At 44.2% G+C, this 24858-nt stretch carries 24 protein-coding genes; 6 read left to right on the top strand and 18 right to left on the bottom strand.

From position 1 onward, the window contains the following. Positions 1-72: 72 nt before the first annotated feature. Together FJU10_RS14890 and FJU10_RS14885 are read right to left on the bottom strand one after the other, a co-directional pair. Entirely contained in the window at positions 73-1515 is a 1443-nt protein-coding gene (locus FJU10_RS14890) for a helix-turn-helix domain-containing protein (RefSeq protein ID WP_140966248.1), read from the bottom strand. Continuing rightward, a complete protein-coding gene (locus tag FJU10_RS14885; RefSeq protein ID WP_140966247.1) occupies positions 1505-2812 on the bottom strand; it encodes an FAD/NAD(P)-binding oxidoreductase in 1308 nt (435 codons plus the stop codon). Before FJU10_RS14885 ends, FJU10_RS14890 begins: the two co-directional genes overlap by 11 nt. A 136-nt stretch (positions 2813-2948) precedes the next feature. Between FJU10_RS14885 and FJU10_RS14880 the strand changes: the two genes are divergently transcribed. After that, complete coding sequence (locus FJU10_RS14880) at positions 2949-3773, top strand: DUF92 domain-containing protein (RefSeq protein WP_140966246.1); 825 nt, start codon at positions 2949-2951, stop codon at positions 3771-3773. 60 nt (positions 3774-3833) lie between these two features. Here the strand turns inward: FJU10_RS14880 and FJU10_RS14875 are convergent, their stop codons facing one another. Then, entirely contained in the window at positions 3834-4544 is a 711-nt protein-coding gene (locus FJU10_RS14875) for an MgtC/SapB family protein (protein ID WP_008377072.1), read from the bottom strand. A 230-nt stretch (positions 4545-4774) separates the two neighbouring features. Continuing rightward, on the bottom strand, positions 4775-5476 hold the full coding sequence (nagB, locus tag FJU10_RS14865) for a glucosamine-6-phosphate deaminase (protein ID WP_005225171.1): 702 nt from the start codon (positions 5474-5476) through the stop codon (positions 4775-4777). A gap of 228 nt (positions 5477-5704) precedes the next feature. Between nagB and FJU10_RS14860 the strand changes: the two genes are divergently transcribed. Then, a complete protein-coding gene (locus tag FJU10_RS14860; RefSeq protein ID WP_140966245.1) occupies positions 5705-6868 on the top strand; it encodes an epoxide hydrolase family protein in 1164 nt (387 codons plus the stop codon). 124 nt (positions 6869-6992) lie between these two features. Here the strand turns inward: FJU10_RS14860 and FJU10_RS14855 are convergent, their stop codons facing one another. Beyond that, positions 6993-7595, bottom strand: a complete 603-nt coding sequence (locus tag FJU10_RS14855) for a LysM peptidoglycan-binding domain-containing protein (RefSeq protein WP_077454029.1) — start codon at positions 7593-7595, stop codon at positions 6993-6995. A gap of 234 nt (positions 7596-7829) precedes the next feature. Here FJU10_RS14855 and FJU10_RS14845 point away from each other — a divergent pair, with 234 nt between their 5' ends. Then, positions 7830-8219 (top strand): YxeA family protein, encoded by a 390-nt coding sequence (locus FJU10_RS14845; protein WP_140966243.1) that lies wholly within the window; start codon positions 7830-7832, stop codon positions 8217-8219. 320 nt (positions 8220-8539) lie between these two features. Here the strand turns inward: FJU10_RS14845 and glnA are convergent, their stop codons facing one another. The 6 genes from glnA to FJU10_RS14810 all read right to left on the bottom strand — a co-directional run bounded on the left by glnA (position 8540) and on the right by FJU10_RS14810 (position 14257). After that, a complete protein-coding gene (glnA, locus tag FJU10_RS14840; protein ID WP_140966242.1) occupies positions 8540-9880 on the bottom strand; it encodes a type I glutamate--ammonia ligase in 1341 nt (446 codons plus the stop codon). A 59-nt stretch (positions 9881-9939) separates the two neighbouring features. Next, positions 9940-10320, bottom strand: coding sequence for a MerR family transcriptional regulator (locus FJU10_RS14835; protein ID WP_005225166.1), 381 nt, complete (start codon positions 10318-10320; stop codon positions 9940-9942). 290 nt (positions 10321-10610) lie between these two features. Next, on the bottom strand, positions 10611-11855 hold the full coding sequence (hflX, locus tag FJU10_RS14830) for a GTPase HflX (protein WP_005225165.1): 1245 nt from the start codon (positions 11853-11855) through the stop codon (positions 10611-10613). Then, the gene (gene miaA, locus FJU10_RS14825) at positions 11852-12769 is read right to left on the bottom strand and encodes a tRNA (adenosine(37)-N6)-dimethylallyltransferase MiaA (protein ID WP_140966241.1); all 918 of its coding nucleotides are present in this window, start codon (positions 12767-12769) and stop codon (positions 11852-11854) included. Before miaA ends, hflX begins: the two co-directional genes overlap by 4 nt. Continuing rightward, positions 12766-13515, bottom strand: a complete 750-nt coding sequence (locus FJU10_RS14820) for a glycerophosphodiester phosphodiesterase (RefSeq protein WP_016620554.1) — start codon at positions 13513-13515, stop codon at positions 12766-12768. The genes miaA and FJU10_RS14820 overlap by 4 nt, the downstream gene beginning before the upstream one ends. Before the next feature lie 223 nt (positions 13516-13738). After that, positions 13739-14257: a hypothetical protein gene (locus FJU10_RS14810; protein WP_008377057.1), complete on the bottom strand. Its 519-nt coding sequence runs from the start codon at positions 14255-14257 to the stop codon at positions 13739-13741. 175 nt (positions 14258-14432) lie between these two features. On the opposite strand from FJU10_RS14810, the gene clpP reads away from it, so the two are divergent. Further along, positions 14433-15023, top strand: a complete 591-nt coding sequence (clpP, locus tag FJU10_RS14805; RefSeq protein ID WP_140966240.1) for an ATP-dependent Clp endopeptidase proteolytic subunit ClpP — start codon at positions 14433-14435, stop codon at positions 15021-15023. A gap of 61 nt (positions 15024-15084) precedes the next feature. Here the strand turns inward: clpP and FJU10_RS14800 are convergent, their stop codons facing one another. The 3 genes from FJU10_RS14800 to FJU10_RS14790 all read right to left on the bottom strand — a co-directional run bounded on the left by FJU10_RS14800 (position 15085) and on the right by FJU10_RS14790 (position 19228). Beyond that, positions 15085-15678 (bottom strand): gamma carbonic anhydrase family protein, encoded by a 594-nt coding sequence (locus tag FJU10_RS14800; protein WP_223273080.1) that lies wholly within the window; start codon positions 15676-15678, stop codon positions 15085-15087. Positions 15679-15740: 62 nt separating this feature from the next. Beyond that, positions 15741-17498: an ABC transporter ATP-binding protein gene (locus FJU10_RS14795; RefSeq protein WP_005225159.1), complete on the bottom strand. Its 1758-nt coding sequence runs from the start codon at positions 17496-17498 to the stop codon at positions 15741-15743. Beyond that, positions 17495-19228 (bottom strand): ABC transporter ATP-binding protein, encoded by a 1734-nt coding sequence (locus tag FJU10_RS14790; RefSeq protein ID WP_140966239.1) that lies wholly within the window; start codon positions 19226-19228, stop codon positions 17495-17497. The genes FJU10_RS14795 and FJU10_RS14790 overlap by 4 nt, the downstream gene beginning before the upstream one ends. 401 nt (positions 19229-19629) lie before the next feature. Between FJU10_RS14790 and FJU10_RS14785 the strand changes: the two genes are divergently transcribed. Next, complete coding sequence (locus FJU10_RS14785) at positions 19630-19842, top strand: DNA-directed RNA polymerase subunit epsilon (RefSeq protein ID WP_005225157.1); 213 nt, start codon at positions 19630-19632, stop codon at positions 19840-19842. 1 nt (position 19843) lies between these two features. Further along, on the top strand, positions 19844-21523 hold the full coding sequence (rnjA, locus tag FJU10_RS14780; RefSeq protein WP_005225156.1) for a ribonuclease J1: 1680 nt from the start codon (positions 19844-19846) through the stop codon (positions 21521-21523). Between the two features lie 143 nt (positions 21524-21666). On the opposite strand, the gene FJU10_RS14775 is transcribed toward rnjA, so the two are convergent. From FJU10_RS14775 to FJU10_RS14760, 4 genes are all read right to left on the bottom strand, one after another. Then, positions 21667-21867, bottom strand: coding sequence for a cold-shock protein (locus FJU10_RS14775; RefSeq protein ID WP_005225155.1), 201 nt, complete (start codon positions 21865-21867; stop codon positions 21667-21669). 200 nt (positions 21868-22067) lie between these two features. Next, on the bottom strand, positions 22068-22760 hold the full coding sequence (gene radC / locus FJU10_RS14770; protein ID WP_140966238.1) for a RadC family protein: 693 nt from the start codon (positions 22758-22760) through the stop codon (positions 22068-22070). Positions 22761-22842: 82 nt separating this feature from the next. Beyond that, positions 22843-23517 (bottom strand): HAD family hydrolase, encoded by a 675-nt coding sequence (locus FJU10_RS14765; protein ID WP_140966237.1) that lies wholly within the window; start codon positions 23515-23517, stop codon positions 22843-22845. Continuing rightward, the gene (locus tag FJU10_RS14760; RefSeq protein WP_140966236.1) at positions 23510-24823 is read right to left on the bottom strand and encodes a bifunctional folylpolyglutamate synthase/dihydrofolate synthase; all 1314 of its coding nucleotides are present in this window, start codon (positions 24821-24823) and stop codon (positions 23510-23512) included. The genes FJU10_RS14765 and FJU10_RS14760 overlap by 8 nt, the downstream gene beginning before the upstream one ends. Between the last annotated feature and the right edge of the window lie 35 nt (positions 24824-24858).

Genomic DNA, 24858 nt, shown 5'->3' with positions numbered 1-24858 from the left:
TTATTTTAGCTGAACTTTTGCTATATGGTTCGTCAATTTTTTTTCAAATCTCTAAGAAATTGACGAAATCCACTATTTAAAGCGTTCACGGATCATTTTTTTGATCGTTTCCCGATCATATGCGGTACCTAATTCACTGATTCGATAGGTCGGTGTTTTGGTCTCGATGGCGTAATTCGCCAAGATCAAATCATATTCTTGTTCTGGACGATAGCGTTCGACAACTACGCCATTCAAATTTTTGAGATACAGCAGCCACATATAATAGAGGGCTTCTTTAAATAGCTCATCCATTTTCAAGGCGATCCCAACACGAAATTCTCGATTGATTTGATAGTCGATGATCGTGATGACACTCAAGTATTTGACCATCGTCATCATCAGTAGACTATTTTTCTCGGACGGCTTGATATTTAACTCTGTTAAGGCCTTACCTAATAGTTCATGACTGATTTGCTGAATGTTGCGGCTGGATAACTGCGCTTCCAGCTGCCAAATATTTTCTCGATCAAAAACTTCCACATCCCCTTCGAAAAAATAGACGCGGCTGTGGATCTGCAGCAGGTGACCATAGCAAGTGGCTTCGATTTCACGAGGAACAAACGATGGGCGGTAAAGATGCAAAATATGTTCCAAAATCAAGGTATCCGTCAAGGCAGTTGGCGTAAACCGAGAACGCTGCAGCATATACACTTGCAGATCGTGTTCGGATAACACCGAGAACGACAGTAAAAAGACAAAGTGCAGCATCGCCTCCTCTTCTCTGACTTCTAATGCATAATGGCCAAACCCACGAAATACCAACTCCCGTAATTGTTGAAACAAAGGGTCTTTCATGTAAGGTGCCATTTTCTCCCGTAAAACTTGAAAGGATTGAGTAGCAATTTTCAGTCGTGCTTTCATGATCCTCAGCCATAGGGACAAGCGCTGCTGGGCTTCTTTCGTAAAACGCATGTTCAGGCCGCGAGTGATCAGACCGACATATTTCTCATCGATCGGCAATGGCTGACTGTCAAAAGAATGAACATACCAAAAGAGTTCAAAATAGAAATAACGAATTTGGGTTTCTTCTCCAATCAGCTTTCCTTGCCAGATCTCTAATTCAAATTCTGCTAGCAAGCCATTTAGCTCTTTGATTTTGCGAAACAAGGATGACTCGCTGACCGCTAATTTTTGTGCCAGCTGGACAGTCGTCACTTCTTGATGTTGTAAAAGATGCTCAAGAATTTGAAATTTCAATGCTGACCGATAAAACGCCCATTCGATTTGATTGAGGGAAAAAGTGGGACTCATTTCAAAAACCAGTGAACCATTTCGGTAATACAATCGACACTGCTCTTGGTAGTGAGCCAGCTCATCTTGCAACTCCTCCACATATTTTTCCAAGGAAGGCTTACTGATACCAAGATAGCTCGCCAGCTCGTGCGTCTCCATTTTTCCGCCCACCAGTAAAAGCTTTTTGAGCAGCTGCAATTGCTTTGCTTCTTTTTTTTCTAATAACTGATCAAGTCTCATTGGCATCACTTCCCGACCATAGAAAAGTTTCGTCGATTACATTAGTGAATCGTGGATGGAAGAAAAAGTCTTTTTGAGTCAGCTCCTCCATCGTTGCCTGCTGCTCGATCGCAAACGCTAGTAAATTGATTTTTTCCAAAATATTGGCTTTTGATAAAAGCTGCGCACCAACGATTCGGCCGCTGGCTTGTTCGATCATCACTTTTCCATGAACCTGTGTTGGATCAAACAGGGAACTGGCGGCAGTAAACGCATGACAGACGATCGGAGATTCGAAGAAAAACCGATCCGACTCGGTCAAGCCGGTGCTTGCTAAGTACCATTCAAACAGTTGCGTACCGACTGTCCGTAATCCACCACGAAACGGGGTGGTTTTGCTTGCCAGATTGCGAGCTGCTGCGATTCCTGAGCGAACGGCATTGTTGACTAAGGGCATATAGACCGTGTCTTTCGTAATAGCATTTGGAATTTGGATCAAATCGCCGACCGCAAAAATATCCGTGGCAGAAGTTTCCAAGTAAGCATCTGTCCAGATGGTTTGATCACTGTGTAATTCAAAGACCGCAAATGCCTCTGGCAAGCGAGGATGAACGTTGACTGTCGTCAATACCAGATCACTTTCATAGCCTTGATCGGCGGTTTCGATCCGAAAGCCTGTTTCCGTTTTAACGACTGCCAAAGTTGGCTTGGACCAATGCAGCTGCAAGTTGGGGATTTTTTCGATCTCCGTTAAAAAGGGCTGCAAAAAATCGTGATCAAAGTACTTGAACAAAGGATATGACATTGATTCGATCACACTGACTTTTTTTCCGATCGCAGTCAAGGTATTCGCCGCTTCCATCCCCGCTTGACCAGCACCTACGATGGTAATCGACTCTGCTTGGGGCAATTGCTGCAAGAAATGCTTGGCTGCCTCATATTCCTTGTAGGTCAGTAGTGCTTCTTCTGGTTGTGGCAAAACAGTGGAATCTTGACTGGAGCCTGCTGCCAAGACGAGTCGATCATAACTTAGTTCTCGCTGATCCGTTCGAATCCGATGATCCGAAGGAAAAATCTCCAGAAGCGTTTCTTCTAAGGCAACGTCGATCGTTTCTGCCTCCAGCTGCTCCTTCGTACAAAAGAATGCTTCTTCCAGCGATGCGATCCTGCCTTCGATCAGCAATAACAAGCCGCTTGGAACAAACCCAAGATGGGCTTTTTTTTCTATCAGTAGAATCTCTGCGTCAGGGTATAATCGACGTGCTTCGCGGGCGCAGCTGACACCACCAAAAGACCCACCTATAATTATGATTTTCATTGGATCACCTCTCTCCTTTAGCTTAAATGAAACGCTCTCATTTGACGAGTAAAAAGCTATCAAGCTGACTATTTTTTTGTTAATTGCGGTAAAATAAATGAGACCTATGCTACACTATACGCAAAGGAGTGTTCAAATGGTTTTCTTCTATCAATTCATGCTGGGCTTGTTTGCCAGCATATTCGTTGCAGCGGCAGCATTCGTCTTTCAGTGGCTGACTGTTTCTGGCGCACTGGCTGCGATTCTTTGCGGCACACTGGTCATTGGCTTTGGTCCGTGGTACAGCATCTTTTTGATTGGCTTTTTCTTTGCCAGCTCTGGCATCATTGGTCTTTTAAAGAAAATGCGCCGTCAGCCAGAGTTAGCTGTGCTTGCCAAAGGTGCTCGCCGTGATGCAAAACAAGTCTTTGCGAACATCGCACCAAGCATCTTTGCTCTACTGCTTGCCTTTTGGACGAAAGAACCGCTATTCCTTTGGGGATTTGTGGCGGGAATCGCTAGCTGTACGGCTGACACTTGGGGCTCAGAAATCGGCGTGCTGAGTCCAAGTCCACCGCGTCACTTACTAACGGGAAAAAAATTACCACCGGGACTTTCCGGCGGTGTCAGTTGGTTGGGAACTGCCGCTTCCCTAGCAGGGAGTCTCGCCATCACTGGTTTATTCGTAGCAGCCTTATGGTTGAACGGCAAGCCGTTCTCCCTTGATCTCTGGTTGACTTTGACTGCTTTAGGCTTTTGCGGTAGTCTTTTGGACAGCTTACTGGGCGCAGCGATTCAGGTGCGCTATCAATGCCCTGTCTGTCACCAATACACCGAAAAAAAAGTCCACCACGACGTTGCGACCAAGCAAGTCGGCGGTCTTTCCTTCGTAACGAATGAAGGGGTCAATTTGCTGACTTCAATAGTGATCGTTATTTTGACTGTGTGTTTCTTTTACTTAAAAATGTCTAACGCATCATAAAAAAGCAGCAAGGCATCTCACTAATGTGAGGTGTCTTGCTGCTTTTTGATTCAATATCCGTTAAGCAATATCCACCAAGCGGATCTTCGTGACATTTTTGTAGACAGACAATTCTTCGATCACTTCAGAAAAGCCTAGTCCTCGCGGGAGATCAATCGTATAAATGTTGGTATAAATGCGATAGTCTTCCATGAATTTGACATCAAAATTGACATCTTCGATCACGATATTTTTCTCTTGGAAGTACTCCGTCAAAAACTCTTTGGTCTCGGTGCGGTGGATGTATTGGATTTCTAATTTCTTTGCTGTTGGTACGCGGACGATCCGCTTAACGATCGTCAATGCAAAGAAGATCCCGATAAAACTACTTAATGCGATGGTGTAAAAGCCCATCCCGATGGCAATTCCTAAACCGGCGATCGCCCATAAGGAAGCAGCCGTCGTCAACCCCGTCACCGAGCGCTTCGTCACAATGATCGTTCCGGCGCCTAGAAAACCGACCCCGCTGACGACTTGCGCAATCAATCGTGCTTCGTCCGAACGAATCACGCCTGCTAAATCTGGATGATCCAGCGCATCTCGCATGGCACCTGTGGCGATCTCCACTTGGATCAAAGCAATGACACAAGCCCCCATGCAAACCAAGATATGGGTTCTAAGACCAGCTGGTCTGCTTTTGTACTGCCGCTCGTACCCAATCGCGCCACCCATGACCATCGCCAACAGCAACCTCAGTGCTACTTCAGGAATGGATAAATGCATATCAACCATTTGCATCCCTCTTTTCTTCGTATTCTCTCTTTTAACTATAGCATCTCTGATGGAAAAAAGGAAAAAACATCGCTAGAGCGGCCAAATAAAAAAAGCCTCCTCAGAAATAAGCAAGATAGATCCGAACCATCGCTCGCAGCTGCGCTGGCATTACTGCACAAGCGCAGGGGGAAGCTGCAAGGATGGCGCGTTTTCCTTCTGACTTATTTCTGAAAAGGGCTGATTTTGTTTTACAGGTTGCTGGCAGCAGCCTCATCGATGATCACGATCACGTCATCATGCTTTTGTAAAACTGAAGCTGGTAATTCGTTGGTTACGGGTCCTTCGATCATTTTTTGGATTGCATCCGCTTTGACTTCGCCAAATGCCATCAAAATGATTTTTTTGCTTTGCATAATTGAACCGATTCCCATTGAAATTGCCGTCGTCGGGACGTCTTCGACTTTATCAAAGTAGCGTTTGTTGGCATTGATGGTCGATTCAGTCAAATCAACGACTGAGGTCGTTCCTTCAAAGGATGCACCAGGTTCGTTGAAGCCGATATGTCCGTTTTGACCGATACCCAAGATTTGGATATCAACTGGGTGATCCGCAATCACGCTATCGTAGCGTTGGCATTCTGCTTCTAAGTCTTCCGCTTTGCCGTTTGGTACGAAGGTTTCTTTGAATGGTTTTTTATTGAATAAATGAGCATTCATGAAGTAGCGATAGCTTTGTTCGTCTTCGCCACCTAGTCCTACGTATTCATCTAAGTTGACTGAAGTCATTTCTGAAAAATCAACTTCACTGGCAGTCATTTCTGCATAAAGGGTCTCTGGCGTGCTTCCTGTTGCTAAACCTAGCACCTTGGCGCCATTTGCCATACCTTCTTGTATCAATTCAAAAGCTTTCTTTCCGCCTTGAGCAGCATCTTTAACGCGAATAATTTCCATGATCAGCGCTCCGTTTCTATTTGGTATAGTCCAATAATACCACAGGTTGTGTTTGATTACAATAATTAGTCTAGACCAGATGACGATTTTTACTATTTTGATAGCCGAATCTGTCTTCTTCATCCTAAAAATCAGGTTCAATTTTGACTCAACAAGCGAAAAACTGTAAAAAGAACATACGTTCATGTATCCTAATTCTTAACAAGTACATTTTTATTAGGAGGTCCCATGGAAATTAGCCCTTTTGAAGTACGGATTTCAGAAAAAGCATTGAGTGACTTAAAAAAACGCCTGGCGCTAACAAGGTATCCCGATGAACCCGCCAATGCTGGCTGGAATTATGGTATTCCTTTAGATGATATGAAAACGATTATTTCTTATTGGCAAGACGAATTTGATTGGCGTAATGCAGAAAAGAGAATAAATGCTTTTGCCAATTTCACAACTACGATTGATGGAATGACGATTCATTTTATTCATGAACGTGGGCATGGTCCCAATCCAACACCATTGTTGATCCCCCATGGTTGGCCGAGTTCTATTTATGAGCTTTTGGATTTGATTCCCTTCCTAACTGATCCAGAATCCTTTGGTGGTTCACCAGAAGCTTCTTTTGATGTCATCATTCCTTCGATTCCTGGACATGGATTTTCTGACATCCCAAAAGAGGGACATTTTGAAGATCGCAAGGCTGGGCAGATTTTGTTAAAACTTATGAAGAGGTTGGGCTATGATCAATTCGGAATTCATGGTTATGATTTAGGAGCAAGTATCGCCGGTCTCCTATGTTTGGATCACCCAGACAATGTGATTGGCTACCATACCACCTCACCGGGAAACCCTAGTCCTCTTATAACAGATGAAACGCCTATGAGCACAGCAGAAACAGAATATTTGGCACTTTGTAAACGTTGGTATGCAAAAGAAGGTGGCTATGCTCATAGTTTAGGTACAAAACCACAAACGTATGCTTATGGACTCAATGATTCACCTGTAGGTTTAGCTGCCTTCATTATTGAAAAATGGCATTTATGGTCAATGCAGAATGAGGAAGACACCCACTATCACTTTGACTTGGACACACTCTTAACCAATGTGTCTATTTACTGGTTTACCGAAACGATCAATTCTTCAAATCGCTTCTACTATGAAGGCCAATATACACAGTGGCCTAACAAATTCGACCGTTCATTTGTACCTTTAGGTGTTTTACTAACTTCCCAAGCTCATGAACGTCCGCCAAAAGAGTACGTAGAAAGACTTTTCCCGAAGATCCTTCGCTGGGAAGAGCTTAACACTGGTGGGCATTTCGCAGCTGCTGAATGTCCAGCTTTGCTTGCGAGCCATATCCGCGCTTTCTTTTCTACAGTAACTGATACAACAAAGGAGTAAATAAAAAAAGCTGTGCCCTAAAAGTTGATGGGCGCAGCTTTTTTAGCGTCTGCGACGAGCTGTTCAAAACTAAATGCTCGCTTCAGTTATAGTATAGTAGTTTTTTCTATCAAGTTTTACTTTTTTACCAATTCGTATAAACATCAATACCGCTATGACCAACACCTGTGTCATAGACTTTATAGGCACCTAAGGATGATTGACCGGTCGAACCTTTCGGTTGATTGTCGCTGGCAACAACGATGTACCCATCGGCATCACGGATGGTTCCGTCTGATGCTACATGGCGACCAGGGATGTTCAATCCGCCTCCTGGCAAGACTTTTTGTGAGTAGTACGATTCTCTCACACCATTGAAGTAGTTGATACCGTCCACTGGATTCAAGACACCAGAACCAGAACCAGGAATGCTTGAACGGGTTTGACTCACGTTAGCAGTCGCTGTAGATTCACTTTTTTCTGTGCTTTCTTTCGTACTTGTTTCTTTGTTTTCTACTGATTGGCCATCGTTAGAAACCAACAATGTTTCGCCATCAAAAATCATATTTGGATTTTCGATCGAATCATTCAAAGCTAAAAGATCTTCGACCGTTGTTTGATAAGTAGCAGCGATCCCAGATAGGGTGTCTCCTGGTTCGACAACATGGGTTTGTTCTGCTGCTGAAACAACTGTTCCGCCAACGAATAAACCAAATCCTGCAACAACTGTAAATGCAAATTTTTTCAAATGAAAAAACCTCTCTTTTGATTATTTGTCCCGCTATCGGGCACAAGTAAGAGAATAACATTACAATATTGCAGGAAGGTTTCAGACATATTTTTCATTATCACAATTGTTAAACAGAAAGTTACAAGCTTTTTGTTGATAATCAGTAAACTTACAATATTGTTATCCATTTCGATGAATGATTTTGGCTCCATCATGCTATAGTAAACCCAGTAATTGAAAGGATCGATGCACATGAAAAAACTACTTTTGACGCTTGGCGTTTTGATTTTAGCAGTAGGTTGCTACTTTGGCTATACGTACTATACAACAACTTATCAAGGGATAACGGCTTATGCCATCACGCCCAACAAAGTCCCAGAAAAGACCCAAACGTACAGCGATTCCGGTGAAAAAATCGATGGCTCCTTTACGTATAAGTACACGTTTGAGTTTGTTAAGAAAAACGGCGAGAAAGAACTCATGACCTATGATCTTTCTGGTGAAAATGTGAAGCCATTCGCGCCAAATACCTTAGTCAAAGCAGAGATCAGTAAAACCCGTGTCATCTCGGGTCCCAATGAAGTCCCTCAATCAGAAGTCCCAGCAAAAATACTGTCTGAGCTGGAAACCTTTGACGAATAAAGACTTCTTACAAGAAACTTTCTACTTTTTAAGGTTCATTTTACTTTGACCGGCTATGCTAACGTTATACCAAAACTATTTTTCTTCCTCTTACCAGTCCTAGCCCGACTGGTATTTTTTATTTTTTCTCAATGGTCAGGCAAGATTTACGCTTCTTATAGACAGAACCGCTCTAGCTTTGCAAGGTTTTTTCTGCTCAAGCTTTGATCAAGTAGCTATTGACTATCGGAAATAAATAAACCGAGAATCATTAGGATAAAAGCTGAGTTCATCATAAAAAAACCGCTAGATTGTTTATCTCTAGCGGCTTTCTTGCGATTTTAGTAGAGTTCCAAGTATTGTTCTCTTTCCCACTCGGAGACTGTTTGGCGGAAGGCTGCCCATTCTAATCGTTTTGCTTCGACAAAGTTGGCATAGATGTGTTTGCCTAAAGCATCGATCATCACTTGGTCTTTGCGCAATGCTTTGATGGCATTGTGGATCGTTGATGGCAGATCATCGATTTGTGCTTCTGCACGTTCTGTTTCGTTCATGATGTAGATGTTGCGGTCGACAGCTGGTGGTGGTGTCAACTCACGTCTAACGCCATCAAGTCCAGCTTGCAGTAAAACAGCCATGGCTAAGTATGGGTTGGCTGATGGGTCAACCGAACGCAATTCCAAACGTGTTGATAAGCCTCTTGATTCTGGTACCCGAATCAATGGTGAACGGTTGCGTCCTGACCATGCCACGTATACAGGCGCTTCGTAACCTGGCACTAAGCGTTTGTAAGAGTTGACGGTTGGGTTGCAGACAGCCGTGTAAGCACGGGCGTGTTCGATCAAACCGCCTAAGAAGTGATACGCTGTTTGGCTTAATTGCATTGGTCCTTCTTCATCAAAGAAGACATTTTCATCACCTTTGAACAAGGACATGTTGCAGTGCATGCCTGAACCGTTGATGCCGAATAATGGTTTTGGCATAAAGGTCGCATGCAAGCCGTGTTTACGAGCAATAGTTTTCACGACAAGCTTGAAGGTTTGGATGTTGTCACATGCTTCCACTGCATCCGCATATTTAAAGTCAATCTCGTGTTGCCCTGGTGCCACCTCATGGTGAGACGCTTCAACTTCAAAGCCAAGGCTTTCTAATTCTAATACGATATCGCGACGGCAGTTTTCCCCTAGATCGGTTGGGGCAAAATCGAAGTAGCCGCCTTTGTCGTTTAATTCCGTTGTGATTTCGCCTGCTTCATCTAATTTGAATAGGAAAAATTCGGGTTCTGGTCCAAGATTGAAAGAAGTAAAACCAAGGGATTGCATGTCAGCTAATGCCCGTTTTAAGTTGCCACGAGGGTCGCCTGCAAATGGGGTGCCATCTGGATTGTAGATATCACAGATCAAACGAGCCACTTTGCCATGTTCACTTTCCCAAGGGAAGATCATCCAGGTGGACAAATCAGGATACAGATACATGTCACTTTCTTCAATACGGACAAACCCTTCAATAGAAGAACCGTCAAACATCATTTTGTTTTCCAGTACTTTATCTAATTGACTTACAGGTACTTCAACGTTCTTGTTCGTTCCTAAAATATCAGTAAACATCAAGCGTAAAAAGCGCACGTTCTCATCCTTTACGATTTGTTTGATGTCTTCGGCAGTTCTTTCAAATTTTGGCATAGTATCCCTTCCTTTTTCCCAATTCTTTTTTTATATCACAGCAACGATCTACTAGTGCTCTACATTCGTGGACCTTTTTGCTGGTATGGCTGTTGTTGATTCAATCCACCTTGAGCCAAGAGTTCATCATAAAAAATTCGACGTACATCTTCATCGGTCAGCGGCGGTTTGTTCTTCGCTTCTTTTTCTTTGGCAACTTTCATTTCATAAACTCGTTTGATTCCCGCCATGTTCAGTCCATCGGAAAGATAGTCTTTGATCTCAAGCAAGGTATCAATATCATTCAGCGAATACATTCGTCGATTGCCATCGCTGCGTTCCGGGTGGATCAATTCTTGTTCTTCGTAATAACGAATTTGACGGGCGGTGAGATCGGTCAATTTCATGACTGTTCCGATAGGAAAGACTGACATTGAGCGCCGCAATTCTTTTTCCCGCATAACTTGGCTCCCCTCCGTTTCAATGATGCTGCGTAACTTTATGGAAACTATACCAATTCTTTTTTTGCGTGTCAACCCCTCATGTTAGAAAAAGTGACATGAATGCAAATTTTTTTGATTTTTTCATTAGACCCTTGATTTGATCGCATGTTCAAGCAGTCCTTTTCTGGAAGAAATGGTGCTTTAGCCGAAAATGTTCGGGTTTTGCACTCGAAGGAAGCCAAACCACTTATGCTCCCATAATTTTGTCACCACAAAAAAAAACGGTGCATCGGCTGCACCGTTTCTGCTTATTCCTGTTCTTGCGCCATTCTGCGTAGCGGATAGGTATCCTCCAGCGCAAATCCTTTGATATGATAGGTCTGTGTTGCTTCATCGAAGGCATTACTCAACACTAGTGACTCCCGTTTTAAGCGATTCAGCGCATTGCCTTCATCAGCTTGCAGCACTAGATGATAAGGCTGCATGATCTGCATCAATTCCATTTTGATCGCCTGAGTCAAGCGTTCTTTGCCTTTGGTACTCTTTGCCGAGATCAAGACGTTGGGAAAGAGCGTTGGGACAAACTGATCGGCGTCGATGCGATCCGCCTTATTATAGACCGTCAACATCGGTAATTGGGTCAAAGAAAGTTCTTCCATTAACTTCAAGACGGTCTCCTCTTGCTGAACCCGTTCTTCGGAACTGGCATCGACGACATGCAGCAAGAAGTCCATGTTTTGACTTTCCTCCAATGTGGAATGAAACGCATCAATCAATTGGGTCGGCAATTCTTGGATAAAGCCAACCGTATCGGTAATGGTGACTTCAAATCCTTCCGGCATCCGCCAACGTTTTGTCAAAGGGTCGAGTGTCGCAAACAACTGGTCTTGTTCATAGGTATCTGCACTGGTCAAAATGTTTAAAATAGTTGATTTTCCAGCATTGGTATAACCAATCAAGCCCATTTGAAAGACTTGGCTGTCTTTGCGCTTTTGGCGTGTCCGGTCTCGATGGGCTGCCACTTCCTTCAATTCCCGTTTGATGATGGTGATGCGGTTGCGGATGTGTCGACGATCGGTCTCCAGCTTGGTTTCCCCTGGCCCTCTCGTTCCGATTCCGCCCCCTAGCCGAGACATGTTCTTTCCTTGCCCTATCAAGCGTGGAAGCAAATAATCCAGCTGCGCCAATTCTACTTGCAGCTTTCCTTCTTTGGAACGGGCACGCATCGCAAATATATCGAGGATCAGCTGGACGCGATCAATCACTGGCACTTCTAGCGCATCACCAATCAACTGGCTTTGCCTTGGTGTCAGTTCATGATTGAAGATCACTAGATCTGCTTCATGTGCTTCTGCCAACTGCTGCAATTCCGCAACTTTCCCCTTGCCAATCACGGTTTGTCGATCGACTTGCTGCCGTTTTTGAACCAGTGAAAAAACAACTTCGCCATTGGCGGTTTTTGTTAAGCTTTTCAATTCTTTCATTGACGAATCAAAATGAAGATAGTTTTTCTCCGTTTCTACTCCGACAAGAATCACACGTTCTTGGCTCATCTTTTCTCCTCCAACCATTGGTCGATTTCTGTTTCAAGGGTACGTTGTTCTTCAGGTTGTCTCACTAAATCAATCCATCGGGGCTGTGCTCGGTTATTGAACCACGTCAGCTGCCGCTTGGCGTAGCGGCGTGAGTTTTGCTTGATTTGCTCAATGGTTTCATCCAATGTGGCCTGCCCGTGAAAATAGGGCAAAAATTCCTTGTAGCCGATCCCTTTGGCGGCTTGCGTTTCTGGATACTGCAAAACAGCTTTTGCTTCTTCGATCAAGCCTTGATCCATCATTAAGTCCACTCGCTGATTGATTCGCTGGTATAACAATTCTCGCTCAGTGGTTAAACCAATCATGAAGAAATCGTACAAAACTTGCGGTGTTTCTTTTGGTGCAGCAATACTTTCGCCAGTCATTTCAAAAACCTCCAACGCACGAATCACTTTCCGCTCATTGTTGTAGTGGATCTTCGCTGCTGCCAAGGGATCGACCGCCTGCAACTTTTGCCATAGAGCTTCTTTGCCGATGGCTGCTGCTTCTTGTTCATAGCGCTGACGAATCGTTGGGTCGCCTTCTTCTGCCCCTAAACGAAAGTCATACAAAAGCGCTTGGATGTATAGCCCTGTCCCCCCCACAACGATCGGCAACTTTCCTTGCTGCTGGATCGTCTCAATGGCTTCACGCCCCATTTGCTGGAAATCAGCCGCAGAGTACGTTTCCGTCATTGCACGAATATCGATCAAATGATGAGGAATCCCTGCCATTTCTTCCTTCGTCACTTTGGCGGTACCGATATCTAATTGTCGATAAATTTGCATGGAATCCCCGCTGATGATCTCCCCATGGTATTTTTGAGCTAATTGGATACTCAAGGCGGTTTTGCCGACTGCAGTCGGTCCCACGATCACTAAGACTTTTTTCATCCTTTTGCTTCCTCGCGGACCTGCTGCACAATTGCCCGAGCGTTTTCTGGAAAATCGGTGATGATCCCGGTCAACCCCAGAGCCAAGCAGGTGCGAATCGCCGCTTCTTCGTTGACAGTCCACGGACGGATCGCGATCGGAAAATCAGTCAAGACCGTCGCTGTCTCTTGGACCCAGCGATAGGCAGGATGAATTCCTTCGATATACGGTCGGCTGAGCGCCAACGGTGGTTTGTCTTCCCCGCGTCCCATAATAAAATCAAGGGTCGCACCCGGTTCGATCGCATGCATCCGATCCAAGGTCTCGATATTGAAGGAACAATACCAATGAGTAAAGGGCCATTCTTGACTATTCATTAAGTCGGATACTTTGGCTTCGATTCCTTCATACTCATAATGATCGGTTTTTAATTCGATCGTCAAAATGCCACGATAATTCTTCGCTGCAAGTAAATCCAACACTTCTTTTAGCGTGGGGACTTTGGCGGCTTGGAATTCCTCAGAAAACCAGCTGCCAGCATTGAGGTCTTTTAGTTCAGCAACCGTCAGGTCACAGATCCGACCTTTGCCGTTGGTCGTTCGATCAACCGTTTCATCATGCATGACGATCAAGCCGCCATCTTTTGATAGATGTACATCTAACTCAATGATATCTGCTTTGACCCGCACCGCTTCCGCAAATGCTGGTAGCGTGTTTTCAGGTCGATTGCCGCTACTCCCACGGTGGGCAACGATTTGTACCATCATTCTTTCACTCCATTCTCACTCTTTATTTTACCATGGAATCTGCTAGAACCAAAAAGCCTCTGTTTGTTTCGAACCTCTTAATGAATAATAGCTCTTTGTTTCGGTCAAAGAAAAACACCCTTACTATGATCGCAGTAAGAGTGTGTGTGATCAGTTAAAAAAGCGCAACCGTCGATACTCTGGTACGGTTGCCTTAACCGAGGCAAATGGCTGACCAGTAGGATCAAATCGTTTTTGAAAAATACGTCAACGGTTCGCTCGTCATGTTTTTCATTTGGTTTTTACGCTCATTGACCATTTCAACCAATTGATCAAGGAAATTTTCCATAATGATCCGGCCGCCTTTATACGTATACCCACCGATCTTAACGGTTTCCTCTGGCGACAAAATCACCCGACGTGTCCCGATTTTTTTGAAAAATTCTTCCAAGAAAAAATTCGGTAGATAAAAACTGTTTTGCGCCGCAAAAGATTGTAGATAGGCAAAATCATCGATGGTGATATAACAGTCGTCAAAGGCATCAAAGCTGACATACTCATCCATCAGCATGACCCGTTTTTGTAGAATCTCACTGATTTTTTGATTCAATAAAACCAGCGTTTCGATTTCTTTGACTTTATGCTCCAACAAACGGCGTTGTTTTTCTTTTTGTTCCTCATACCGAATGCGTAAATTAAAAATGATGGTTACTAACAATGCGCCCACTAAGACGCCGATCAAACCTGCTATTGCTACTGCCATTCTTCGATCCTTCCTCATTCCTTTTTTCATATTGTATCATATTTGAAAGTTTCGCAAAAAAGATAACGAACTTTTTATTTGACCTTTCTTGACCTAATCGGTATACTATCTCTTAGATATTGCGAAAACTTTATGCTAAACTATATCTATAACGATTTTTAGGAGGACTATCACTATGAATTTAATTCCTACAGTCATTGAACAATCATCTCGCGGTGAAAGAGCGTATGACATCTATTCTCGTCTATTAAAAGACCGGATCATTATGTTGAGTGGTCAAGTAACCGATGACTTAGCAAACTCAATCATTGCTCAGCTTTTATTCTTAGACGCGCAAGATCCTGAAAAAGACATCTACTTGTACATCAACTCGCCGGGCGGAAGCGTTACTGCTGGTCTAGCGATCTTTGATACCATGAACTTTATCAAAGCCGATGTTCAAACCATCGTTATGGGGATGGCTGCTTCTATGGGTTCATTCTTATTGACCGCTGGTGAAAAAGGCAAACGTTTTGCGTTACCAAATGCCGAAATCATGATTCACCAACCATTAGGTGGCGCACAAGGTCAAGCAACTGAGATTGAAATTGCTGCCCGCCACATTTTGGCAACCCGCGAACGTCTGAACAAAATCTTGTCAGAACGTACTGGTCAACCAATCGAAGTGATTGAACGTGACACCGATCGCGACAACTTCATGACTGCACAAGAAGCCAAAGACTACGGCTTGATCGACGAGATCATGGAATCAAACAAATTGAAATAAGCTTGCATAAAAAAGGTGTACGAAGCAATTCGTACACCTTTTTGCGTCTTTGGATTCGGCGTCAGACTTCGCCATATTGGCCTTGTTGGTAAGCATACCCATTTTCCACGTAATGCGTGATGTTTGCCTGATTTTTGGCGATTTCTTCTTCTGTCAACGGGCGGATCACTCGTGCCGGACGACCAAACGCCAACACGTTAGGAGGAATGACGGTTCCTTCCGTCACTAACGAACCGGCACCTAACAAACTATTTTCGCCGATCACTGCATGATTCAAAACGATCGAGCTCATGCCGATCAGCGCCCCTTTTTTGATGGTGCAGCCATGAAGCATACACTGATGCCCAACAGTCACATCGTCTTCCACGATCGTCGGGGCATCGTGATCAACGTGGATGATCGTTCCATCTTGAATATTGGTACGCGCGCCGATTTCGATGCGATTGGCATCGCCTCGAATCACTGCTTGAAACCAGACCGTACTCTCTTTTCCTAGAGTCACGTTTCCTACGATCGTCGCATTTTTTGCCACAAAACAAGGTGTTCCTTGCAACGAGGCGGGCGAAACTGTTTTGTGGGTTTCATTCCCTGATTGTTCTTTGTCCATCAACTTCTCCTTCCAATCCATAAAGGGATCTGCGCTTTCTTTTTTCACTATAGCACCACCCTTGCGACAATGCAAAAAGAGCGCCAGTCAGACTGGACGCTCTTTTCGGCTTACTCGGCTTCTTCTGAAAATTGACTTTGATACAGTTGGCTATAAAAGCCGCCAGCTGCCAACAAGGTTTCGTGATTGCCTTTTTCAATGATCGATCCTTGATCCATTACTAAGATCAGATCTGCTTCACGAATCGTTGACAAACGATGGGCGATCACAAAGCTGGTACGACCTTCCATCACTTTATCCATTGCTTTTTGAATCAGCGCTTCTAAGCGGGTGTCCACCGAACTGGTGGCTTCATCGAGAATCAAAATCTTTGGATCAGAGATGACTGCCCGGGCGATGGTCAACAATTGTTTTTGTCCCAAAGAGACATTATCGCCTTCAGAATTGATGATCATCTCGTAGCCATCCGGCATCGTACGAATGAAGTGATCGACATTGGCGGTTTTCGCTGCATCAACGACTTCATAATCGGTGGCATCTAATTTCCCAAAGCGAATGTTGTCGCCGATCGTGCCTTCATACAACCATGCATCTTGTAAAACCATCCCAAACAATGAACGGACATCATGACGTTCCATCTTCTTCGTGTCGATACCGTCGATCTTGATGGCCCCTTCATTGACATCATAAAAACGCATCAACAAATTGATCAAGGTGGTTTTCCCAGCACCTGTTGGTCCCACGATCGCCACGGTTTGTCCAGCTTTGACTTCAAAGTTCAAGTCTTTGATCAACGGTTTTTTCGGATCATAGGCAAAGCCGACATGTTCAAAGGTCACGTCGCCTCTGATTTGTTCTGGCAATTGGATATCGGTTTGATTGACTGGCTCTTCTTCCTCATCTAATATTTCAAAGACCCGTTTTGCTGCTGCTGAGGCACTTTGCAAGACAGAAGACAACTGGGTAATATTCCCCATCGGCTGACTGACTTGCCAAATGTATTGAATGAACGCTTGCAGCTGACCAACAACGATCACACCGCTGATTACGTAAAAGCTCCCCATGACTGCCATTGCGATATAGGTAAAGTACGCGGTCATTTGCACCAGTGGCATCATCAATCCTGACACAAAGGCAGAACGAAAGCCGTAATAGCGCAACTGGTGGTTAACGTTTTTAAACCCTTCAAGTGTTTGCTTTTCCCGTCCATACACTTTCAAGACACTGAATCCAGTCATGTTTTCTTGTACGTAGCCGTTCAGATCCCCTAACGCATTTTGCATGCCTTGGAAGTCTTTTTGCGACTTTTTGACGATCGTGCGAGAAATCAGTAAGGAGGCTGGGATCATGATCAATGAAACCAATGCCATGTAGGTATTGATGTAAAACATCATGGAAACCGCCATAACGATTCCTAAGAAGGCATTGACGATCCCGATCAAGGCTTGCTGCATCGCACCGCTGACGGCATCCACGTCATTGGTCACCCGTGACAGGATATTCCCTTGCTGGTTGCGGTCGAAGTAAGAAACGGGCAAACGATTGATTTTTTCTTCAATGTCTTGCCGCAGATCTCGCATCGCCGATTGGACAACGTTAGTGATCAGCAGCCCTGACATCAATTGTGAGAAACAGTAACCGACACCAACGACTGCGATCCAGATCAAGCAAAGGATCACGTAATCAAAATTAACGCCTTCGCCAGCGGCGATGTTGCGGCTGATCTCTGTCGTCGGTAATCCAGAAACATACGGCATTGCCGCATTGAAGCCGACGGTTGCAACAGTAAACAGCAAGACTAGGATAAATTGTACTTTGTACGGTTTGATGTAAGCACCTAACCGTTTTAAAGAAGAGATTGCTTTCATTGTGCCAACTCCTCCTCTGATAATTGTGACGCCGCAATGTCGTAGTATACTGGACAAGTTTGCAGCAGTTCTTTGTGGGTGCCAATGCCAACCACATCGCCTTCATTCAAGACGACGATCTTATCGGCATTCATGATCGTTCCTACTCGTTGAGCAACGATCAAAACGGTCGATTCCGTGGTCTCTTTTTTCAAGCGTGCCCGCAATTTTGCATCCGTTTGGTAATCCAATGCAGAAAAACTATCATCAAAAATATAGATCTCTGGTTGGCGGATCACCGCACGGGCAATCGCTAGGCGTTGTTTTTGTCCGCCAGAGAAGTTGGTTCCGCCTTCTGCCAAGTGAGCATCAAAGCCATCTGGTGTGCGAGAAATGAAATCTGCCGCTTGCGCAATCTCGGCCGCTCGTTCCAGCTCTGCTTGCGTGGCATCTTCTTTCCCATAGCGCAGGTTTTCTGCGATCGTCCCTGTAAATAGCAACGCTTTTTGAGGGATAAACCCGATCTTGTTGCGCAATGTCGTTAAGCTGTAATCCCGAACATCAACGCCATCAACCAAGACTTGGCCTTCACTGACGTCGTAAAAACGTGGGATCAATTGGATCAAGGTTGATTTCCCGCTCCCGGTACTACCGATAAATGCCACGGTTTCCCCTGGTGAAGCGGTAAAGCTAACATTACGGATCACTGGACTTTGGGCATGTCCTGGATAAGCAAAGGTAACATTTTTAAATTCCAAGAAACCTTTTGTCTTAGTTTCTGTCACTGGCTGTTCTGGCTCTTTGATTTCAGAAGTCGCATCTAACGCTTCTTGGATTCGGCGAGCAGAAACCGCCGCTCGTGGATACATCGTAAAGACGGTCGCAAACAGCATGAAAGAAAACAGCGCATGGAAGATGTATTCGATAAATGCAATCAAGTCACCGACTTGCAGCTGCCCTTGATCGATTTGAATACTTCCCGTCCAAATAATCAAGATCATCACGATATTGAACAAGAAGAAAAAGCCCGGTTGTGCCGTTGCCATCAAGCGAAACAAACTGCGAGAACTAGACGCATAGGCTTGGTTGACTTTGCCAAAGCGTTTTTCTTCAAATTTTTCATTGACGAAGGCACGGATCACTCGTAAACCAGAGAGATTTTCCCGCAAGATGCCATTGATTTTATCTAGATTGGCTTGTTGATTGGTGGATAATGGTTCCGAGATTTTGGCAATGGCGATGACGGCCATCAGTAATATCGGCAATGCCCCCAAGACATACAACCCTAGTTGTGTACTTGTCCGCATGACCATGTACAAGCTGACCACAAACATCATGGGTGTCATCAAACCCGTCCGTAAGATACTTTGCATAAACAGCATGATTTGATACGCATCATTGGTCACACGGGTGATCAATGATGAAACCCCGATTTTTTCATATTCAGTATGTGAATAGCCTTGGACTTTTTCAAAAAGATCGTCACGAATATCTGCCACAATGTTAGTGGTGATACGTGACGTGAAATAGCCTAACAAAATGTTCATCGTGATCCCCACAATGGTGATCGCGATCATCGCCGCACCCATTTTCCATATGTAGTCGCGATCACCAGCGGCGATCCCTTTGTCGATCATTCTTGCCAATAACGTCGGCAAACCTAATTCAATCAAAATAAAACCAAAAACACAGATGAAATTAAAAACCAGCAGTTTTTTGTTTCTCATCGTATAGTGCCACATTAATTTCAAAAAATCCCCTCCTTTTTTACTTCATTACTTCTACTATAGCATAGGAATATTCTTATTGTAATGCACTATCAGCGAAAAAAAGTAAACTTCAGTGATAGTCGTTTCATTTTCTTTCAGTAAGCCTTTTCAGAATGACGTGTTTCTATACTTATTCGTTTTTCTGTGATAAACTAGGGATACTTGTAGTGGAACGACTTACAAACCCGGTGAATTTTTTATGACGACATTTGGAAAGCAAAGACGAGGCTTTCTCTTTTTTCTCACAACGATTGTCTGAAAAAAGCATGCAGCGGCTCTCGAAGCCTTCTTTTCAGGTCACTTTATTCGGACCTCGATTTTGTGATGCAGCGAATTCATCAACCAAATAGACTACTGCGAAAAGCAGATAAAGGAGAAAAGATATGATTTACAAAATTTATTACCAAGAAACAAAAGACCGCAACCCAAAGAGAGAACAAACCCACTCTTTGTACATTGAAGCAGACGATGCAGTGATCGCACGCCGTCTGGTTGAACAAAATACCCCATACAACATCGAGTTCGTTCAAGAACTAGATGAAAAACATTTAGCTTACGAAAAAGAAAACGCTGATTTCAAATTAGCGGAGTTTTAAGATGAAAGTTTCGCTGAAAAATAATGAGACTGGCGTATTCGGCGTCGGTGGACTTGGCGAAATCGGAAAAAACTGTTATGGGGTTCAATTCCAAGATGAGATCATCTTAATAGACGCGGGAATCAAATTCCCCGAAGATGAACTGCTTGGGATCGACTATGTCATTTCCGATTATAGCTACATCGTTCAAAATTTACCGAAAGTCAAAGGCTTGATCGTCACTCATGGTCACGAAGACCATATTGGCGGAATCCCTTACTTGTTGCGGGAAGCCAATATCCCGATCTATGCGGGACCATTGGCACTTGCTTTGATCACCAACAAATTAGATGAGCATGGCTTATTGCGAGACGCAGAATTACACGAAATCAATGAAGATACGGTGATTCGTTTCCGTAAAACGTCCATCAGCTTCTTTAGAACGACCCACAGTATCCCTGATGCTTTAGGTGTCGTTGTCAAAACGCCTTCTGGCAATATCGTCGCAACTGGCGATTTCAAGTTTGACTTTACGCCTGTGGGCGAACCAGCAAACTTGCACAAAATGGCAAAAATTGGTGAAGAAGGTGTCCTTTGCCTCCTTTCCGATAGTACCAATGCAGAAATTCCAACCTTTACCAAATCAGAAAAAACGATCGGCAGCTCGATCCAAAAGATTTTTGAAAAAATCGATGGTCGGATCATTTTTGCCAGCTTTGCCTCCAACATTTTCCGTCTCCAACAAGCTGCAGATGCGGCGGTTGCGACTGGACGTAAAATCGCCGTTTTTGGACGCAGTATGGAAAATGCGATCGTCAACGGACAGCGCCTTGGCTATATCAAGGTGCCGGATGGAACCTTTGTGGAATCTCATGAGATCAATCGTTTGCCTGCAAACGAAACCATGATCCTTTGTACGGGCTCTCAAGGAGAGCCGATGGCTGCTTTGAGTCGGATTGCCAACGGGACTCATCGTCAAATCCAAATTCACCCAGATGATACCGTGATTTTCTCAAGCTCACCGATCCCAGGAAATACCACGAGTGTCAATCAGCTGATCAACTTGCTGTTGGAAGCTGGCGCAAACGTGATCCATGGCAAATTGAACAACATCCATACTTCTGGTCATGGTGGCCAAGAAGAACAAAAACTGATGTTGCGTCTAATGAAACCAAAATTCTTTATGCCTGTCCATGGGGAATTTCGGATGCTGAACATCCACACCCAACTGGCACAAGATGTTGGTGTACCAAAAGAAAATTGTTTCATTATGGAAAATGGTGACATGTTGGCCTTAACGGCGGATACCGCTCGCTTGGCTGGTCATTTCAATGCCAATGATGTTTATGTCGACGGCAGCGGTATCGGTGATATCGGAAATGTCGTCTTACGAGATCGTCGCATTCTTTCAGAAGAAGGCCTCGTCTTAGCAGTAGCGACAGTCGATGTGGCGAAGAAAGAAGTCCTTGCTGGACCAGATATCCTTTCGCGTGGGTTTGTTTACATGCGAGAATCCGGCGAGATGATCAACGAAGCACAGCAGATCCTCTTCCGTGCGTTGCGGGAAGTCTTGAACCAACCAGACCCAACAGAGCACAAATTAAGAGAAGCGATGTCATCGGCTTTACAGCCATTCCTATTTGAAAAAACCGAACGTCATCCAATGATCCTTTCAATGATCATGACGCCGGATGATTTATAGTCACACATGCAAGGGGAGTTCTCAGGTTACTGGGAACTCCCCTTTTTCCTTCCCCATGCAAAAAGCAAAAAAAAGACCATCTAATTGATGGTCTTTTGGGTTTTTGATTTCAAAGTGTTCTTACTGGCAGTTTGTTTAAAAGCTTACGCTTTGTTTACGTTAACTGCTTGAGGTCCACGATCAGAATCTTCCACGTCGAAAGTAACTGCTTGACCTTCTTCTAAAGTTTTGAATCCTTCACCTTGGATCGCTGAAAAATGTACAAATACGTCTGTACCGTCTTCGCGAGAGATAAAACCAAACCCTTTTTCAGCATTGAACCATTTTACTGTACCTTGTTCCATTATAAAAAAACCTCCTCGTGCATAAGCACTTAATTATGTGTAACATTGCCTTTGTGCGATAGAGGCCTAACGTGCGTTTCAACATCTATTCAGCAAACAAAATTACAATAATATTTTACACTTGCCCGTATTTTTTTGCAAGACAGACGATTAGACAATTCACCTTTATTTTTAATAATGTTCGCAAATTAGCCGTTGTGTCAGCAATTTTCTTGTTGCCAGAGGCCTTCTTCTCGCAAACTAACATAGGCATTGTCGCCAATAATCAAATGATCTAGTAGTTCGATCCCCATCAAGTCCCCACATTTGATCAAGCGGCGTGTAAACAGCAGATCTGCCTCCGAAGCTTGAGGACTTCCACTTGGGTGGTTGTGAACGACGATCACACGTGCGGCGCTATAACGTACCGCCCAATGAAAAATCTCCCGTGGGTGAGCGATCGACTGATTCAACGATCCGATGAAGATCGTCTTTTTTTGAATGATCTCATTTTTGGTATTCAAATAAATTCCTAGCAAGTGCTCCTGACGAAAGTCTTTTAATTCTTGGATCAGCTGATGAGCGATCGCCATACTGGAGTTGATCTTGCCGTACTTTGGTTGAACAGACCGCTGGATCCGCACACCTAATTCAACCATCGCTTTGATCTCAATGGCTTTGATTTGTCCGACGCCGCGAATTTCTTGTAATTCATCGATTGTCGCTTCTTTTAATTCATACAATTCTTCAAAACGATTCAAGACACTGGCCGCTAATTCCAGGACATTTAGGGGCCGTGAGCCAGTTCGCAACAAAATGGCCAATAATTCTTGATTCGATAGGGCATCAACTCCATATTCTACTAAGCGCTCTCGTGGAAACGAGCTTTGGGGAATTACTGTTTCATTGATCATAAAAAAACTCCTTTGCGTCGGTCTAATAAGAAATACGCAAAGGAGGAACTATTTGATTCCGATGCTTTTTAAAAAATCGCCATTAGAAAGAAAAAGCTGTTTCTAAAAAATCTGGGACATCCTCTAGTGAAGGCAAGACTTTCAAGACTTTTTCTTCAATGATGGTCGTCGGCGCGATCAAATCGGGAATCATAATGACTGAGATCCCTGCCCCATGAGCAGCATGAATACCGTTAGCCGAATCCTCAAGGATCACCAATTCTTCTTTTGGTACCGCCAATAATGCGTGGGCTTTTTCAAAAATCTCAGGATCTGGTTTTGCCCATGTGACATCATCAAAGCAGACGATCTCAGGAAATTCCGCCGTTAAGTCCGCTGCTTCCAGCAAGGTGTCGATCACTTTACGCTGGTTACTAGACGCCAACACTCGAGGAATCTTTTTCTCATCAAGATAATGCAATAACTCATGGATCCCTGGCTTCAATTCAGCCTCGCCCCGTTGGAACATTTCCAACGTTTGCTGAAAAGCCGCTTGAATAAATTCTTCAATCATCTGATGACCAAAGGCCTCATCGAACCGTTCATGATAGGCGGCCCAAACTTCTTCATCCGAGACCCCCACATAAGCTAAATACAACTCTTTTGTATAGGGAATGCCCATTTGATCCGCCACGATTTGAGTTGCTTGGTAGTAGAGCAGCTCCGTGTCAAAAATCAAGCCGTCCATATCGAAAATCACACCACGTAACTTAGCCATTTCTTCCTCCTATTGCCAACAACAATTCACGAACTTCTGAAACAAAATACAAGGATCCTGTCACCAGCAGCAAATCTTCATTGGTCATTTTTTCTAATAACTCTGCCAAACCAAACTGCCATAAAGAAACCGTCGAGATTCGGTTGTTATCGAGTTCCTGATAGCCGTCTGCCAAATGCAGTGCCTTGGGAAAATCAAAGGTCGTTAAATAAATCTCGGCTTGGGGAATCGCCAGCAATTGCTGAAGCATCTCATTGACGTTTTTAGTTTCTAAGGCTGAGAACAGCACATGGATGCGATAGTCGCTGAACTCTTCTTTCATTGTATCTACTAAACGAGCCATGGCGTGTACGTTATGGGCACCATCGATAATCACTAGTGGCTCACTACTGATTCGTTCCATTCGGGCGGGCCAATAGGCTTTTCGCAAGCCATTGCGAATCTCTTTGGCTGAAAACGGCAGTTGTCGTAGGTCGCAATACAGGCTGTACAATTGGATCGCCACACCGGCATTTTCTGGTTGATGGCGGCCTAACATCGGTGTTTTCAAACCTTTGATTTTGCCATGCTCATTTTCAAAATCAAACAATTCGCCCCATTCTTCATCGGGATGACGATAGGTCACACGGTACTCTTGCCCTGCATGATAAGCAGGTGCCTGTGCTTCTGCAGCTTTCAAATCGATCACCGAAAGCGCACTTTCAACGATATTACCAGTAACAAGGGGTGTTTGCGGCTTGATGATCCCTGCCTTATGGGCAGCGATTGCTTCAATGGTATCCCCTAAGACATCCATGTGATCCATGCCGATCGTCGTGATCGCGGTCAAAATAGGAGAAATAACGTTGGTACTATCTAAGAGTCCCCCTAAGCCAACTTCAATAATCGCAACATCGACCTTTTTTTCTTCAAAATAGCCTAATGCCATAGCGGTAATGATCTCGAACTGGGTAATGCCCGTCAACGTTTCATCGCGATCAATTTCAGCAACCAGCGGCTGGATGTTTTCCACCCAAGCGACCAAGTCCTCATCTGATATAAATTGTCCGTTGATTTCGATTCGTTCATTGAACGCTTCAATGTGTGGGGAAGTAAAGGTCCCCACTTGCTGCCCAGCTTCTTCTAAAAGACTGCGCAAATAACTGACGGTCGATCCCTTGCCATTCGTGCCGGCGATATGGATCATGGTCACCTTTTTTTCAGGATTCCCCATCCGTTTTAATAATGCTTCGACACGCATCAACCCGGGTCTTTGCCCAAATGTCAAACGCGAATGGATCCACGCTGTTGCTTCTTCGCTTGTCATCTCGCTCACCTCGCTCCTATTTTAACAAAAAATGA

The organism is Enterococcus sp. OL5 (assembly GCF_006491895.1).
Taxonomy (GTDB): Bacteria; Bacillota; Bacilli; order Lactobacillales; family Enterococcaceae; genus Enterococcus_D; species Enterococcus_D innesii.
This window is presented reverse-complemented; position numbering and strand designations above follow the sequence as displayed.